Source organism: Serratia sarumanii (assembly GCF_029962605.1).
Classification (GTDB): domain Bacteria; phylum Pseudomonadota; class Gammaproteobacteria; order Enterobacterales; family Enterobacteriaceae; genus Serratia; species Serratia sarumanii.
The window spans coordinates 683,528-700,204 of sequence record NZ_CP124750.1; the positions used below are offsets into that span (position 1 = coordinate 683,528).

At 60.8% G+C, this 16,677-nt stretch carries 14 protein-coding genes; 12 read left to right on the forward strand and 2 right to left on the reverse strand.

The genetic code is table 11. From position 1 onward, the window contains the following. Positions 1-471: an FKBP-type peptidyl-prolyl cis-trans isomerase gene (gene fkpB, locus SSARUM_RS03170; RefSeq protein ID WP_033637057.1), complete on the forward strand. Its 471-nt coding sequence runs from the start codon at positions 1-3 to the stop codon at positions 469-471. Next, positions 452-1,405, forward strand: coding sequence for a 4-hydroxy-3-methylbut-2-enyl diphosphate reductase (gene ispH, locus SSARUM_RS03175; protein ID WP_033637058.1), 954 nt, complete (start codon positions 452-454; stop codon positions 1,403-1,405). The genes fkpB and ispH overlap by 20 nt, the downstream gene beginning before the upstream one ends. Positions 1,406-1,679: 274 nt before the next feature. On the opposite strand, the gene SSARUM_RS03180 is transcribed toward ispH, so the two are convergent. After that, a complete protein-coding gene (locus SSARUM_RS03180) occupies positions 1,680-2,606 on the reverse strand; it encodes a LysR family transcriptional regulator (RefSeq protein ID WP_033649150.1) in 927 nt (308 codons plus the stop codon). A 190-nt stretch (positions 2,607-2,796) separates the two neighbouring features. On the opposite strand from SSARUM_RS03180, the gene pvcA reads away from it, so the two are divergent. From pvcA to kefC, 8 genes are all read left to right on the forward strand, one after another. Beyond that, complete coding sequence (gene pvcA / locus SSARUM_RS03185; protein WP_033637062.1) at positions 2,797-3,762, forward strand: L-tyrosine isonitrile synthase; 966 nt, start codon at positions 2,797-2,799, stop codon at positions 3,760-3,762. A gap of 96 nt (positions 3,763-3,858) precedes the next feature. Beyond that, on the forward strand, positions 3,859-4,722 hold the full coding sequence (locus SSARUM_RS03190) for a TauD/TfdA dioxygenase family protein (RefSeq protein ID WP_060388141.1): 864 nt from the start codon (positions 3,859-3,861) through the stop codon (positions 4,720-4,722). A gap of 24 nt (positions 4,723-4,746) precedes the next feature. Continuing rightward, the gene (locus SSARUM_RS03195) at positions 4,747-6,006 is read left to right on the forward strand and encodes a glycosyltransferase (protein ID WP_033649155.1); all 1,260 of its coding nucleotides are present in this window, start codon (positions 4,747-4,749) and stop codon (positions 6,004-6,006) included. A 263-nt stretch (positions 6,007-6,269) separates the two neighbouring features. Beyond that, a complete protein-coding gene (gene dapB / locus SSARUM_RS03200) occupies positions 6,270-7,091 on the forward strand; it encodes a 4-hydroxy-tetrahydrodipicolinate reductase (RefSeq protein WP_033649157.1) in 822 nt (273 codons plus the stop codon). 470 nt (positions 7,092-7,561) lie between these two features. Next, on the forward strand, positions 7,562-8,710 hold the full coding sequence (carA, locus tag SSARUM_RS03205; protein ID WP_071883765.1) for a glutamine-hydrolyzing carbamoyl-phosphate synthase small subunit: 1,149 nt from the start codon (positions 7,562-7,564) through the stop codon (positions 8,708-8,710). A gap of 17 nt (positions 8,711-8,727) precedes the next feature. Then, entirely contained in the window at positions 8,728-11,952 is a 3,225-nt protein-coding gene (gene carB, locus SSARUM_RS03210) for a carbamoyl-phosphate synthase large subunit (protein WP_060428667.1), read from the forward strand. Between the two features lie 176 nt (positions 11,953-12,128). Continuing rightward, the gene (gene kefF / locus SSARUM_RS03215) at positions 12,129-12,686 is read left to right on the forward strand and encodes a glutathione-regulated potassium-efflux system oxidoreductase KefF (RefSeq protein ID WP_033637069.1); all 558 of its coding nucleotides are present in this window, start codon (positions 12,129-12,131) and stop codon (positions 12,684-12,686) included. Beyond that, positions 12,679-14,532, forward strand: coding sequence for a glutathione-regulated potassium-efflux system protein KefC (gene kefC / locus SSARUM_RS03220; RefSeq protein ID WP_060430880.1), 1,854 nt, complete (start codon positions 12,679-12,681; stop codon positions 14,530-14,532). The genes kefF and kefC overlap by 8 nt, the downstream gene beginning before the upstream one ends. Before the next feature lie 35 nt (positions 14,533-14,567). On the opposite strand, the gene SSARUM_RS03225 is transcribed toward kefC, so the two are convergent. Then, the gene (locus SSARUM_RS03225) at positions 14,568-15,182 is read right to left on the reverse strand and encodes a LysE family translocator (protein WP_015376619.1); all 615 of its coding nucleotides are present in this window, start codon (positions 15,180-15,182) and stop codon (positions 14,568-14,570) included. Positions 15,183-15,309: 127 nt separating this feature from the next. Here SSARUM_RS03225 and SSARUM_RS03230 point away from each other — a divergent pair, with 127 nt between their 5' ends. Continuing rightward, on the forward strand, positions 15,310-16,110 hold the full coding sequence (locus SSARUM_RS03230) for a threonine/serine exporter family protein (RefSeq protein WP_049196024.1): 801 nt from the start codon (positions 15,310-15,312) through the stop codon (positions 16,108-16,110). Then, a complete protein-coding gene (locus tag SSARUM_RS03235) occupies positions 16,107-16,571 on the forward strand; it encodes a threonine/serine exporter (protein WP_033637072.1) in 465 nt (154 codons plus the stop codon). The genes SSARUM_RS03230 and SSARUM_RS03235 overlap by 4 nt, the downstream gene beginning before the upstream one ends. Positions 16,572-16,677: the final 106 nt, after the last annotated feature.

Below are 16,677 nucleotides of genomic sequence, written 5' to 3' on the forward strand. Positions count from 1 at the left end.
ATGACGGCTCAGGTTATCAGTGACAGCGCGGTGCTGGTTCACTTTACGCTGAAACTGGAAGACGGTTCGACCGCCGAATCCACCCGCAGCAGCGGCAAGCCGGCGCTGTTCCGCCTCGGGGACGGCAGCCTGTCGGCACCGCTGGAAGCGCAGCTGCTTGGCCTGCGCGCGGGCGACAAATGCGCCTTTACCCTGCAGCCGGAAGCGGCGTTCGGCGCGGAGAACCCGGATCTGGTTCAGTTCTTCTCGCGCCGCGACTTCGCGGAAACCGGCGTGCCGGACGTGGGCACCATCATGCTGTTTACCGCCATCGACGGCAGTGAAATGCCGGGCGTGGTGCGCGCGGTGGCGGAAGATTCGATCACCGTCGATTTCAACCATCCGCTGGCGGGCCATCCGGTGACCTTCGATATCGAAGTGCTGGAGATCGATCCGCAGCAGGAGGAGATGCATGCAAATATTGCTGGCTAACCCGCGCGGCTTCTGCGCCGGGGTTGATCGTGCGATCAGCATCGTGGAACGCGCGCTGGAGCTGTATGGCGCGCCGATCTACGTGCGGCATGAAGTGGTGCACAACCGCTACGTGGTCGACAGCCTGCGTGAGCGCGGCGCGGTGTTTATCGAAGAGATCGCGGAAGTGCCGGACGGCTCTATCCTGATCTTCTCGGCGCACGGCGTTTCTCAGGCGGTGCGTGCCGAAGCCAAGGCGCGCGATCTGACCATGCTGTTCGACGCCACTTGCCCGCTGGTGACCAAGGTGCATATGGAAGTAGCGCGCGCCAGCCGCCGCGGCACCGAAGCGATCCTGATCGGCCACGCCGGGCACCCGGAGGTGGAAGGCACCATGGGCCAGTACAGCAACCCGCAGGGTGGCATGTACCTGGTCGAATCGCCGGAAGACGTGTGGAAGCTGCAGGTGAAAGACGAAAACAACCTGTGCTTCATGACGCAGACCACGCTGTCGGTGGATGATACCTCGGACGTGATCGACGCCTTGCGTCAGCGTTTCCCGAAAATTATCGGGCCACGTAAGGATGATATCTGCTACGCCACCACCAACCGTCAGGAAGCGGTGCGCAACCTGGCCGGCGATGCGGACGTGGTGCTGGTGGTGGGGTCGAAGAACTCCTCCAACTCCAACCGTCTGGCGGAACTGGCGCAGCGCGTCGGCAAACCGGCTTATCTGATCGACTCGGCGGCGGATATTCAGGAAAGCTGGCTGAGCGAAGCGCGCAATATCGGCGTTACCGCCGGCGCCTCGGCACCGGACGTGCTGGTGCAGGAGGTGATCTCTCGCCTGAAAGCGCTGGGTGGCCTGGACGTGCATGAAATCAGCGGGCGTGAAGAGAACATCGTGTTTGAAGTGCCTAAAGAGCTGCGCGTGGACGTTCGTCAGATCGACTGACATGCGCCGGCGGATGACAACGGGGAGCTTAGGCTTCCCGTTTTTTTTGGAAAGCGCGCCGCGTAAAAAAATAATATTCCATGCATATTCAAATTTTCTGCTAACTAAAGTCAAATTTATTCTGAGTATTTGAAATAACGTCGATGTGATTAATTATATAGGCTGGCGAAAAGTCATTAATAAAAATATCATTAGGCTGCAATCTAAATGGGGCCCGGTGTTGGCAAGGTGATTACAATAATTACAATAATAGATGTTGCAGATGTTTCTTATTTTATTCCTGCCGAATATGTTCTACGGGGCTTAATCCCTTCTCCTGCAAATAGAGTTTCATATGTTCAAGCAATCGTCTGACTTTTAATGGCTGGATCTCCCTGCGCGGCATAATGGCATAGCAATTAATTTCCGGTAACCGCCAATCGGGCAATATTTCAATCAGCTCGCCGCTGCGCAATTCACGTTCAACGTTGGCGAAGAAATTGCGAATGATACCCTTGCCGGTCAGCGCCAACTCCTTCATCGCCATACCGCTGTTGGTGAACAAGCGCCCGGTCATACGCATGCGGTGTTCACCGCCGTTGCGATGGATCAGGCGGACAAACTGCGGGTTGCCGAGCGGCGTAAAGGTGACCCATTGGTGGTGCGTCAGCGCCTGTGGCGAATCCGGCACGCCGTGATGCGCCAGGTAGGCCGGCGAGGCGCACAGCACTTCGCGGCAGCGCGCCAGCCGCGTGGAAACGTAGCTGGAGTCGGCCAGCACGCCGCCGCGTATCGCCAGATCGATGCGCTGCGTGATGAGATCTATCTTCTCATCGTGAATTTCCAGCCGCAGCGTGAGACGGGGATGTTCGTCGAGAAAACTTTGCAGCGCCGGCACCAGATAGTGAGTGGCGAATTCGGTGGAGGTGGCGACGCGCAGCTCACCGACCAGTTCGCCGCGCAGTGCGGCGATCCGTTGTTGGCCACGTTCGGCGGCGTGGATCATCAGCAGGCAATCTTCATAAAAGCACAATCCGGCTTCGGTCAGACTCAATGAGCGCGTCGAGCGCAGCAGTAATTGAATGCCCAGATGTTCTTCCAACTGGCGAATATGCTGGCTGACGGCGGAAGTCGTCATGCCCAATTCTTTTGCCGCCATGCTGAATGCGCCGCAATCGACCACTTTTGAGAAAATGGCCATGCGTTTTAAAATATTGCTCATAGTTTGTTAAGCACAACTTAACCAAGATTGTGAATTATACGGGCTAATAATATAGCACTATCTCTTCTATATTGCCTGGAGCACATAAACGCCGGGCTGATTATTATTTCGCAGAGTTTTTTCTCTTTTTGATAAATCTTATTGCGCTTATCAATAATGCACCCGCGCCACATCGCAACAGGAGCTCATTGTGGACAGCGCTCAGAAAGAAGAAATATCGTTAAAAATCCTACGTGAATTATTGCAATACCGCCGCCGCTTCCCCGGCGACGATACCTCGATTGCCGAAGAAGAACGGCGGGTCACTCAGGTGCAATTGCCGCGCATTCGGGCATTCATTGAAAACGAGCAACGTATCGAATTCGTGCTGCCGGCCTTTCCCACCAAGTCGCCCAACACCAACAAGGTGATCGGCGCGGTGCCGGACATGGCGGAGCGGCTGTCGCTGATCTTCCTCAACTCGCTGTGCCAGCGCATTCAACTCTATTACCCGCCGGGGGCGCATATCGTTATCTGCTCCGACGGCCACGTGTTCGGCGATCTGATCCGCGTCAGCGATGAAGCGATCAACCACTATCAGCGTGAGATTGAAAGCCTGCTGCATGAAGTGGGCGCGACGCACCTGAGCGTGTTCAACCTCGGCGACGTCAAAGGCCTGGCGGAACATACCGATGATTACGATCTGCTGCGCCGGCTGTTGGTGGAGGGCTATGCCGAATCGGAAGAGGCGATCAAGCAACAGCTGATGCAGGACGAACAGGGCCTCTTGCTGTACCGCGCCATCACGCGCTTCCTGTATGAAGACAGCCAGCTGCCGGGCTACAGCGGTTCCAACGCCGCGCTGCAGAAAGACGCCAAACAACGTGCCTGCGGCGTGATCCAGCGCAGCTGGGCCTGGGGCAACCTGCTGGCGCAGCATTTTCCGGCGGCGATCCGCCTGTCGATTCACCCGCAGCCGGCCGACAGCCTGAAAATGGGCATCCACATGATGCCGACCAAAGACGACTGGCTGACGCCGTGGCACGGCGTGGCGGCCAACGTGAACGGCCAGTTCGTGCTGATGAAGCGTAAAGACGCGCAGAGCCTGGACGGCGAACTGGTGGAGATCCGCGGCACGCCGAGCCATTACCTGATCGAACAACCGCAGATGGCCTGAGGCCGTGGCGGGCTTTTGCGCCCGAAATCCTGGCGGGCGCGTTTTTGACGGCACGTTGCCGTGTGAGCAGCACATTCGATGCAAGGAGAATCACCGATGAACAACCAACCGCTTAATTGCCATATTCAACCGAATACCCCGTTTGGCGCGATCCTGACGCCGCAGCATCCGGGGCAAAAGATCGGCGAGCTGCCGGTGGCGGCGCTGCGGGCGCTGGCGCAGGAACACCACTTGCTGGTGCTGCGCGGATTCGACTCGGGTTTCAGCGAGGCGGAAGTTCTGACTCGCTACGCTGAGCAGTGGGGCGAGATCATGATGTGGCCGTTCGGCGCGGTGCTGGACGTGAAGGAGCATCCGGACGCCAAGGATCATATCTTCGACAGCAGCTACGTCCCGCTGCACTGGGATGGCATGTATAAGCCGACCATCCCCGAGTTCCAGCTGTTCCACTGCGTGGCGGCGCCGTCGCCGGACGAAGGCGGATGCACCACCTTCGTCGACACCACGCGGCTGTTGGCCAATGCGGACGAAGCGCTGCTGGATCAGTGGCTGTCGATCTCGATCACCTACCGCATCAAGCAAGTGGTGCATTACGGCGGCGAAGTCTGTTCGCCGCTGGTGGTGCAGCACCCGAACGGCAGGGGCTTAATCATGCGCTACAATGAACCGCCGACGGAAGGAAAAAAATTCCTCAATCAACATGCGCTGGAATACCACGGCGTGCCGGAACACCAGCAGGAACAGTTCCACCACACTCTGCAGCAGCACCTGTACGATCCGCGTCACTATTATGCCCACCAATGGCAACAGGGCGACGTGGTGGTGGCGGACAACTTCTCGCTGCTGCATGGCCGTGAGGGCTTTACCGCCCGTTCCGCGCGTCATTTGCAGCGCGTGCATATTCAGAGCAACCCGGTGTGTGCCAATCTGGCGCTGAAGCCGGCCAACGCAGAAGCGTAAAGGAGCATTATGGCAAGGATACTGATGGCGGCGGTCGCCACTCCGGGGCACGTCTACCCGATGTTAGCCATCGCTCGCCACCTGATTGCCCAAGGGCATCAGGTGCGGGTGATGACCGGCGCGCTGTTTCGCGAACGCGCCGAGGCGGCGGGCGCGAGCTTCGTGCCGTTCGACGCGCAGGTGGATTTCGATTACCGCCACCTGGAAGAGCACTTCCCCGAGCGCGCCGCGCTGCCGCCGGGCAATGCGCAGATGGCGCTGGCGCTGAAGGATTTCTTCGCCGCGCCGATCCCGTTGCTGGATCGGCAGCTGCGTGCGGCCATCGCCGCCGAAAAGACCGATCTGCTGATGGTGGAGAACTGCTTCTACGGCGTGCTGCCGCTGCTGCAGTCCGCTGAGCGGCCGCCGGTCTTCGGTATCGGCGTTACGCCGCTGTCGTATTCTTCGCGCGATGCTATTTTTTATGGCCCGCGTATCCCGCCGGCGCTGCTGCCGCAGGCGTTGACCCGTGAGCAACTGGTGGATGAGGAAACGCGCGTGCTGATCGATGACGTGCAGCAGAGCTTCGATGCGGCGCTGCTGCAGGCGGGCGGGCGGGCGCTGGATCGCCCGTTCACCGACGCGCTGATCGGCGGCTGCGAGCGTTTCCTGCAGCTGGCTACCACGGCGCTGGAATATGAGCGTGACGATCTGCCGAGCGGCGTGCGATTCGTCGGCCCGCTGCGCAGCGGCGGCCAGCCAGCGGCGGAAGAGACGCTGTGGGAGGCGGACGATCGTCGGCCGCTGGTGATCGTGTCTCAGGGCACGCTGGCCAATGTCGATCTGCATCAGCTGATCGTGCCGACGCTGCAAGCGCTGGCGCATCTGCCGGTGCGGGTGCTGGCCACCACCGGCGGACGGGCGACGGAAGGGCTGATGGACGCGCTGCCGGGCAATGCCAGAGTGCGGGAGTTTATCTCCTTCGAACGCTGGCTGCCGGAGACGGCGCTGCTGATCACCAACGGCGGTTACGGCTCGATCAACTATGCGCTGGACAGCGGCGTGCCGCTGATCGTCGCCGGCACCGGCGAGGACAAGCTGGAGGCGGCCGCGCGCGTGGTGGCCGCTGGCTGCGGCATCAGCCTGCACACCAGCACGCCAAGCGCCGAACAGATCCTGGCGGCGGCGACGCGCATTCTGCAGCAGCCGATCTATCGGCAACGTGCGGCGCTGGTGCGTGAGGACTATGCCCGCCACGACGGGCTGACGGCGATCGCCAACGAAGTGGCCGCCATTACCGCCTGACCTCGCCGTTCTTCCTTCCCCAGGCGCCGTTTTCGGCGCCTTTTTTCCGCATTTTTTTGCCATGGAAACTGCATGATTATGTACAATCGTCGCAGGCCGCCAAATCGGTTGAATGTTAATCTCACGACAGCGCCGCTGATGAAAGCGGGGGAATATCATAATTTTCTAATTATGAAATGAATCCTCTGGCGACGCTGAAGCGGGGCGGTTACCCTGAATCGATAGCCTAATAGGACAGGCGTCAAATCAAGAAGAGAGCAAGCATGAGTGATACACAAATCCGCATTGCGATTGCGGGCGCCGGCGGCCGGATGGGCCGTCAGTTGATCCAGGCGGTGCAGCAGGCGGAAGGCGTGGTATTGGGGGCGGCGCTGTCGCGCCCGGGTTCCAGCCTGATCGGCGTCGACGCCGGTGAGCTGGCGGGCATTGGCGCGCTGGGCGTCAAGGTGAGCGACAGTCTGGAGAAGGTGGCGAACGAGTTCGATATTTTGATCGACTTCACCCGCCCGGAAAGCACCCGGGGCTACCTGGATTTTTGCGTGGCGCACCACAAGGCGATGGTGATTGGCACTACCGGCTTCGATGACGCCGGCAAGCAGGCGATCCGCGATGCGGCGCAGCATATCGGCATCGTGTTCGCCGCCAACTTCAGCGTCGGCGTCAACCTGGTGCTGAAACTGCTGGAGAAGGCCGCGCAGGTGATGGGCGACTATACCGATATCGAAATCGTTGAGGCGCACCACCGCCACAAAGTGGATGCGCCGTCGGGCACGGCGTTGGCCATGGGCGAAGCGATCGCCGGCGCGCTGGGGCGCGATCTGAAAAGCTGCGCGGTCTATGCGCGCGAAGGCCATACCGGCGAGCGCGATCCGAAAAGCATCGGCTTTGCCACCATTCGCGCCGGCGACATCGTTGGCGAGCACACCGCGATGTTCGCCGACATCGGTGAACGGGTGGAAATCACCCATAAAGCCTCTAGCCGTATGACTTTTGCCAGCGGCGCGGTGCGCGCGGCTTCCTGGTTACATAACCGTGATAAAGGTCTGTTTGATATGCGCGACGTGTTGAATTTGGACCAATTATAATTGATTTGCATACCATCGTGATGTGGTTGTATTGATCATAATGCTATGATAATCGGACAATAAATTTATTGTCCTTTTTTTTAACATGAAAAATGAAGTGTTGGTGTGTTTTTGTTGTCGTGATTGTTATTTATCGATGATTATCTCGCTAATCACTCCGTTTTCATCCACCAGATCCCATTTCAGCGTCTTTTTAAGCCCATTCTGGCGCCATTTTCCGTCATTCAGCTTCGCAACCGTTTTCTAGCCTCGGTTTTCTGTGTTTTTATCGACGCTCAAGCCTCATGAGCGCCGAGAACTGCAAAAATAAAACAAAAAACGGCAGTTTGGGTAGACAAGCCGGGCACTCATCATTAAAATGCGCCCAATTTGCCAAAAATTGGCCTCGCGGACGGTTTTTGCATTGATTTAGATCGCGATATCTGAATTAATATGCAAATATTGTGATTGATTATTCCTCGGAGGATGTTTTGATAAAGTCAGCGCTATTGGTTCTGGAAGACGGAACCCAATTCCACGGTCGGGCCATCGGGGCAGAGGGAACGGCAGTGGGGGAAGTGGTCTTCAATACGTCGATGACCGGTTATCAAGAAATCCTCACTGATCCTTCCTATTCCCGCCAGATCGTTACTCTTACTTATCCTCATATCGGCAATGTCGGCACCAATGCTTCCGACGAAGAATCCTCCGCAGTACACGCCCAAGGCCTCGTCATTCGTGACCTCCCGCTGATCGCCAGCAACTACCGCAACGAAGAAAGCCTGTCCGACTACCTCAAGCGTCACAACATCGTGGCGATCGCCGATATCGATACCCGTAAATTAACCCGCCTGCTGCGCGAGAAGGGCGCCCAGAACGGCTGCATCATCGCCGCCGACTCGCCGGACGCCGCGCTGGCCCTGGCCAAGGCGCAAGGTTTCCCGGGGTTGAAGGGCATGGATCTGGCGAAAGAGGTCACCACCCAAGAGGCTTACAGCTGGCAGCAAGGCAGCTGGACGCTTGAAGGCGACCTGCCCGAAGCCAAAACCGCCGCGGAGTTGCCGTTCCACGTGGTGGCTTACGACTACGGCGCCAAGCGCAACATCCTGCGCATGCTGGTGGATCGCGGCTGCCGCCTGACCGTGGTGCCGGCGCAGACCCCGGCCGACGACGTGCTGAAAATGAATCCGGACGGCATCTTCCTGTCCAACGGCCCGGGCGACCCGGAGCCGTGCGACTACGCCATCGCCGCCATCAAACAGTTCCTGGAAACCGACATCCCGGTGTTCGGCATCTGCCTGGGCCACCAGCTGCTGGCGCTGGCCAGCGGGGCGAAAACCATGAAGATGAAGCTCGGCCACCACGGCGGCAACCACCCGGTGAAGGATCTGGACAACAACACCGTGATGATCACCGCGCAGAACCACGGCTTCGCCGTCGATGAAAACAACCTGCCGGCGAACCTGCGCGTCACGCACAAATCGCTGTTCGACCACACGGTGCAGGGCATTCACCGCACCGACAAGGCGGCGTTCAGCTTCCAGGGTCACCCGGAAGCCAGCCCAGGCCCGCACGATGCCGCGCCGCTGTTCGATCACTTTATCGAACTGATTGAGACTTACCGTTCTAACGCCAAATAATCAGGAGCAGTAAAAAAATGCCAAAACGTACAGACATAAAAAGCATCCTGATCCTCGGCGCTGGCCCGATCGTTATCGGCCAGGCGTGTGAGTTCGACTACTCGGGTGCCCAGGCGTGTAAAGCGCTGCGCGAAGAGGGTTACCGCGTCATTCTGGTCAACTCCAACCCGGCGACCATCATGACCGACCCGGAAATGGCCGACGCGACCTACATCGAGCCGATCCACTGGGAAGTGGTGCGCAAGATCATCGAAAAAGAGCGCCCGGATGCGGTGCTGCCGACCATGGGCGGCCAGACGGCGCTGAACTGCGCGCTGGAGCTGGAGCGTCAGGGCGTGCTGGCCGAGTTCGGCGTGACCATGATCGGCGCCACCGCCGATGCGATCGACAAGGCCGAAGACCGTCGCCGTTTCGACGTGGCGATGAAGAAAATCGGTCTGGATACCGCGCGTTCCGGCATTGCGCACACCATGGAAGAAGCGCTGGCGGTCGCCGCTGACGTCGGCTTCCCGTGCATCATCCGCCCTTCCTTTACCATGGGCGGCACCGGCGGCGGCATCGCCTACAACCGCGAAGAGTTCGAAGAGATCTGCGAACGTGGCCTGGATCTGTCGCCGACCAACGAGCTGCTGATCGATGAATCGCTGATCGGTTGGAAAGAGTACGAGATGGAGGTAGTGCGCGATAAGAACGACAACTGCATCATCGTCTGCTCCATCGAAAACTTCGACGCCATGGGCATCCACACCGGCGACTCGATCACCGTCGCACCGGCGCAGACCCTGACCGACAAGGAATACCAAATCATGCGCAACGCCTCGATGGCGGTGCTGCGTGAGATCGGCGTGGAAACCGGCGGCTCCAACGTGCAGTTCTCGGTCAACCCGAAAACCGGCCGCCTGATCGTTATCGAAATGAACCCGCGCGTGTCGCGCTCTTCGGCGCTGGCGTCGAAAGCCACCGGCTTCCCTATCGCCAAGATCGCCGCCAAGCTGGCGGTGGGTTACACCCTCGATGAGCTGATGAACGACATCACCGGCGGCCGCACCCCGGCATCGTTCGAACCGTCCATCGACTACGTCGTGACCAAGATCCCGCGCTTCAACTTCGAGAAGTTCGCCGGCGCCAACGACCGTCTGACCACCCAGATGAAATCGGTCGGCGAAGTGATGGCCATCGGCCGCACCCAGCAGGAGTCGCTGCAAAAAGCGCTGCGCGGCCTGGAAGTGGGCGCCACCGGCTTCGACCCGAAAGTGAGCCTGGACGATCCGGAAGCGCTGACCAAAATCCGCCGCGAGCTGAAAGACGCCGGCTCTGACCGCATCTGGTACATCGCCGACGCCTTCCGCGCCGGTCTGTCGGTTGACGGCGTCTTCAACCTGACCAACATCGACCGCTGGTTCCTGGTGCAGATTGAAGAGCTGGTGCGCCTGGAAGAGCAGGTGGCCGACGCGGGCATCAACGGCCTGAACAAAGCGTTCCTGCGTACCCTGAAGCGCAAGGGCTTCGCCGACGCGCGTCTGGCCAAGCTGGCCGGCGTCGCCGAGAGCGAAATTCGCAAGCTGCGCCACAGCCACGGCCTGCATCCGGTGTACAAGCGCGTGGATACCTGCGCGGCGGAATTCGCCACCGACACCGCCTACATGTACTCCACCTATGAAGAAGAGTGCGAGTCCAACCCGACCAACGACCGGCCGAAAGTGATGGTGCTGGGCGGCGGGCCGAACCGTATCGGCCAGGGCATCGAGTTCGACTACTGCTGCGTGCACGCCTCGCTGGCGCTGCGCGAAGACGGCTACGAGACCATCATGGTCAACTGCAACCCGGAAACCGTCTCCACCGACTACGACACCTCCGACCGTCTGTATTTCGAGCCGGTAACGCTGGAAGACGTGCTGGAAATCGTGCGCATCGAGAAGCCGAAGGGCGTGATCGTGCAGTACGGCGGCCAGACCCCGCTGAAGCTGGCGCGTGAGCTGGAAGCCGCGGGCGTGCCGATCATCGGCACCAGCCCGGACGCCATCGACCGCGCCGAAGACCGCGAGCGCTTCCAGCAGGCGGTTAACCGTCTGGGCCTGAAGCAGCCGGCCAACGCCACCGTCACCGCCATCGAGCAGGCGGTGGAGAAGGCGGCGGGCATCGGCTATCCGCTGGTGGTACGCCCTTCCTACGTGCTGGGCGGCCGGGCGATGGAAATCGTCTATGACGAAACCGACCTGCGCCGTTACTTCCAGACTGCGGTCAGCGTGTCCAACGATGCGCCGGTGCTGCTGGACCGCTTCCTGGACGACGCGGTGGAAGTGGACGTCGACGCCATCTGCGACGGCGAGCGCGTGCTGATTGGCGGCATCATGGAGCACATCGAGCAGGCGGGCGTGCACTCCGGCGACTCCGCGTGTTCGCTGCCGGCGTACACCCTGAGCCAGGAAATTCAGGACGTGATGCGTCGCCAGGTGGAAAAACTGGCGTTCGAGCTGCAGGTACGCGGCCTGATGAACGTGCAGTTCGCGGTGAAAGACAACGAAGTCTACCTGATTGAAGTCAACCCGCGCGCCGCGCGCACCGTGCCGTTCGTCTCCAAAGCGACCGGCGTGCCGTTGGCCAAGGTGGCCGCGCGCGTAATGGCGGGCAAAACGCTGGTCGAGCAGGGCGTGACCGAAGAAATTATCCCGCCGTACTACTCGGTGAAAGAAGTGGTGCTGCCGTTCAACAAATTCCCGGGCGTCGACCCGATTCTGGGGCCGGAAATGCGCTCTACCGGGGAAGTGATGGGCGTGGGCCGCACCTTTGCGGAAGCCTTCTCCAAAGCGATGCTGGGCAGCAACTCGGGCATGAAGAAGCAGGGCCGCGCGCTGCTGTCGGTGCGTGAAGGCGACAAGGCTCGCGTGGTCGATTTGGCCGCCAGCCTGCTGAAGCAAGGCTTCGAGCTGGACGCCACCCACGGCACCGCGGTGGTGCTGGGCGAAGCGGGCATCAACCCGCGCTTGGTCAACAAGGTGCACGAAGGGCGTCCGCACATTCAGGATCGTATCAAGAACGGTGAGTACACCTACATCGTCAACACCACGGCCGGTCGTCAGGCGATTGAGGACTCCAAGCTGATTCGCCGCAGCGCCCTGCAGTACAAGGTGCACTACGACACCACGTTGAACGGCGGCTTCGCCACCGCGATGGCGCTGAAAGCGGATCCGACCGAGCAGGTGACGTCGGTGCAGGAAATGCACGCGCGCATCGGCAAGTAACCGCGCGATAACGCTACGCCAGGGGCGCTGCAGTTCAATGCAGCGCCCTTTTTTTATTCAGCGAATTTGTCGGCAGGCGTTAAAAATTTCCGCTATCAATCAGTGGGCAAACTGTCACCCTGTGTGATTGGTATATGCTTGGTGTATTGGCAAGGAACGAAGGAACGACGATAACAATGATTCTGATAATTTACGCTCACCCGTATCCCCGGCATTCGCATGCCAATCAGCGCCTGCTGCAGGCGGTGAGGGATCTCCCCGAGGTAGAGGTGCGCTCGCTGTATGAGCTGTACCCCGATTTCAATATCGATATCAACGCCGAGCAGCGGGCGCTGGAGCGCGCCGACCTGGTGGTGCTGCAGCATCCGATGCAGTGGTACAGCTTCCCGCCGCTGTTGAAGCTGTGGATCGACAAAGTGCTGGAGCACGGCTGGGCCTACGGCCACGACGGCAACGCGCTGGTGGGTAAAGACTGCCTGTGGGCGGTGACCAGCGGCGGCGACGAGCACCACTTCGAGCTGGGCGACTTTCCCAACTTTGCTGCGCTGGCGCAGCCGCTGCAGGCCACGGCGATCTACTGCGGCATGAACTGGCAACCCTATTTTGCCGTACATAATACTTTTACCTGCAACGAACCGGCGCTGCTCGCCGCCGGCGAAGCCTACCGGCAGCGGTTGGTCGACTATCTGATGGAACATGCCGAAGCGGAAACTCGGGAGGCCAGCCATGGATAATCACCACATGATGATCGAGGGGCTGATCTACCTCGGCTCCGCCGCGCTGTTCGTGCCGATCGCGGTGCGTCTGGGGCTGGGCTCGGTGCTCGGCTACCTGATCGCCGGCTGCATCATTGGCCCCTGGGGGCTGAAGCTGGTGTCGGACGCCGAATCGATCCTGACCTTCGCCGAGATCGGCGTGGTGCTGATGCTGTTTATCATCGGCCTGGAGCTGGATCCCAAGCGGCTGTGGACGCTGCGCGCCTCGGTGTTCGGCGGCGGCAGCATTCAGATGGTGGGCTGCGGCCTGGTGTTGAGCGCCTTCTGTTACTTCCTCGGCCTCAACTGGAAGGTGGCGCTGCTGATCGGCCTGACGCTGGCCCTCTCATCCACCGCCATTGCCATGCAGGCGATGAGCGAACGCAATTTGACGCCGTCGCCGATCGGCCGCAGCGCGTTTGCGGTGCTGCTGTTCCAGGATATCGCGGCGATCCCGCTGGTGGCGATGATCCCGCTGCTGGCCAGCAGCGGCGCCACCACCACGCTGGGCGCTTTCGTGCTGTCGGCGGCCAAGGTGGTGGGCGCGTTGACGATGGTGGTGCTGCTCGGCCGCTACGTCACCCGCCCGCTGCTGCACTTCGTCGCCCGTTCGGGCATGCGCGAGGTGTTCAGCGCCGTGGCGCTGTTCCTGGTGTTCGGCTTCGGCATCCTGCTGGAGATGGCCGGGCTGTCGATGGCGATGGGGGCGTTCCTCGCCGGGGTGCTGCTGGCGAGCTCGGAATACCGCCACGCGCTGGAGAGCGATATTCAGCCGTTCAAAGGGCTGCTGCTGGGGCTGTTCTTTATCGGCGTCGGCATGTCGATCGACTTCGGCACGCTGTTCCATCACCCGCTGCTGATCGCCTCGCTGTTGCTGGGCTTTATGCTGATCAAGGCAGCGCTGCTGTGGCTGATTGGGCCGCTGCTCGGCGTGCCGAAGCGCCAGCGCGGCCTGTTTGCCATTCTGCTGGGGCAGGGCAGTGAATTCGCCTTCGTGATCTTCAGCGCCGCGCAGCTGGCCGGCGTACTGCCGGTCGAATGGGCCAAGTCGCTGACGCTGGCGGTGGCGCTGTCGATGGCGGCCACGCCGCTGCTGTTGGTGATCGCCGCGCAGCTGGAGAAAAATGCGCCGAAAGAGGAGCGCCCGGCGGACGTCATCGACGACGAAAATGCCAGCGTGATCATCGCCGGCTTCGGCCGTTTCGGCCAGATCGCCGGCCGCTTGCTGCTGGCCAACGGCGTACACACCGTGGTGCTGGATCACGATCCGGACCATATCGAAACGCTGCGCAAATTCGACACCAAGGTGTTCTACGGCGACGCCACGCGCGCCGATCTGCTGGAGGCCGCTGGCGCCGCCCACGCCAAGGTGCTGATCAACGCCATCGATGACGTGGAAGACAGCCTGGCGCTAGCCGAGCTGGCCAGGCAGCACTTCCCGCATCTGAAGGTGGTGGCACGGGCGCGCGACGTCGATCACTGGTATCAGCTGCGGCAGCTAGGGGTGGAAAAACCGGAGCGCGAAACCTTCGAAAGCTCGCTGCGCGTCGGCCGTGAAACGCTGGAGCTGCTGGGGCTGGACGCCTATGAGGCGCGCGAGAAGGCGGACACGTTCCGCCGCTATAACCTGAAGATGCTGGAAGACACGCTGGAGAATTATCAGGACACCGAGTTCCGCATCGCCAGCCTGCAGCGGGCCAAGGAGATGCTCAGCGCGGCCATCGAGCAGGATCAGAATCGGCTGGCGCGGGTGCAGCAGACCGGCTGGCGCGGCAGTATCGACGGCAAGGCGCCGGAGGACGAGGTGGTGGAAGCCAAAGGATAAGAGTAGGGGCACCAGATCGGCGCCCCTTCTTTTGCTTAGCTCAGCGCGACCTTGATGCCCAAGGCGATCAGCATGCCGCCCAGCAGCTTGTCGACGATCTTCTGGGTCTTTTCCAACCCGCGGCGCACCGGCCCGCTCTGGATCAGGAACACCAGCAGCGGCCACCAGATAACCGACAGGCCGAGAATAATCCCCGCGTACCACAGCTTGTCGCCCAGACCGGAATCGATCTGCAGCACCTGGGTGAACACCGCCAGGAAGAACAGGGTGGCCTTCGGGTTCAGCAGGTTGCACAGGTAGCCTTGCGCAAAGGCGCTCTTCAGGCTGACCTGCTGCTGCGGCAGATTGCTGACGTTCATCTTGCCGCCGCCGCGCGAAAGCAGCGCCTGGATGCCGATCCACACCAGATAGACCGCCCCGGCGTATTTCAGCAGGTTAAACAGCCACGGCGTGGTGGTGATCACCACCGCCAGCCCGGCGACGCAGTAGGACATGTGGGTGGCGACGCCGCAGATCACGCCGAAGGCGGTCATCATGGCGGCCAGCCGCGGATAGCGGGCGGCGTTTTTGATCACCAGGAAAAAATCCGGGCCGGGGGAGAGCATGCCGAGGGCGGCAATGCCGGCGACGAACAGCGAAGTTTCAAGCATGGGAGCGTCTCGCGCAAAAGACAGAGTTCTGGCGATAATAACGCCGCTTCCTCTGATGCGCATCAACCCAATGAGGTATTGTTAGGCTCTATGATAATAATTCATCTACCGCCAGCAACGGAGCACCATGCAGCAGACTAACGCCACAGACCGGCCGGAGCCGCACCGGCAACAGCGTGAAATTACCCGCCTGTGCATTCAATGCGCGCTGCTACTGTTGCAGCACGGCGCCGAGAGTACGGTGGTGGAACAGCTGTCGACCCGCCTGGGGCTGGCGCTGGGGATGGACAGCGTGGAAAGCTCGATCTCCGCCAATGCGGTGGTGTTGACCACCCTCAGCCAAGGCGCCTGTCTGACCACCACCCGCAAGAACGTCGATCGCGGCATCAATATGCAGGTGGTGACCGAAGTGCAGCATATCGTGATCCTCGCCGAGCATCGCCTGGCGGATGCGCACGACGTGGCGCGCCGCTTTGACAGGATCCGGCCGCTGCGTTACCCGCGCTGGCTGGTGGTGCTGATGGTGGGGTTGTCCTGCGGGTGTTTCAGCATGCTCAACGGCGGCGGCGGCGATGCTTTCCTGGTGACCTTTATCGCCAGCGGCGCGGCGATGCTGGTGCGCCAAATCCTCACCGCCCGCCATATGAATCCGCTGATCAATTTTTGCCTGACGGCGTTTGTCGCTACGTCGATCTCCGGACTGCTGCTGCGCCTGCCGGCGTTTAAAGACACCTCGAGCGTGGCGATGGCCGCCAGCGTGCTGTTGCTGGTGCCGGGCTTCCCGCTGATCAACGCGGTGGCAGACATGTTCAAGGGGCACGTCAATACCGGGCTGGCGCGTTGGGCGATGGCCAGCCTGCTGACGCTGGCGACCTGCATCGGGGTGGTGATGGCGATGTCGCTGTGGGATCTGCGGGGGTGGTCATGAGTCTGCTGTGGGCCTTGTTGCAGGAGATGCTGTTGGCGGCGGTGCCGGCGCTGGGCTTCGCCATGGTGTTCAACGTGCCGCTGCGCGCGCTGCGCTATTGCGCGTTGCTCGGGGCTATCGGGCGCGGCTCGCGCATGCTGATGATGCACGGCGGCATGAACATCGAGTGGGCCTCGCTGCTAGCGGCGATCCTGATCGGTATCATCGGCATCTACTGGTCGCGCTGGCTGCTGGCGCATCCGAAGGTGTTCACCGTGGCGGCGGTGATCCCGATGTTCCCCGGCATTTCCGCCTATACCGCGATGATAACGGTGGTGGAGATCTCGCATCTGGGCTACAGCGAAGCCCTGATGGAGACCATGATCACCAACTTCCTCAAGGCCAGTTTTATCGTTGGCGCATTGTCGATCGGCCTGTCGTTGCCGGGCCTGTGGCTGTACCGCAAACGCCCCGGCGTGTGAAATGACCTGGCGGGAGATCGTTGGTTATTAGATATACTGATAAGAGCTATCTTATATATTCATCTTGCTTGATTAGCCTATCGACGGCACTCAGGCCTTTACGTAT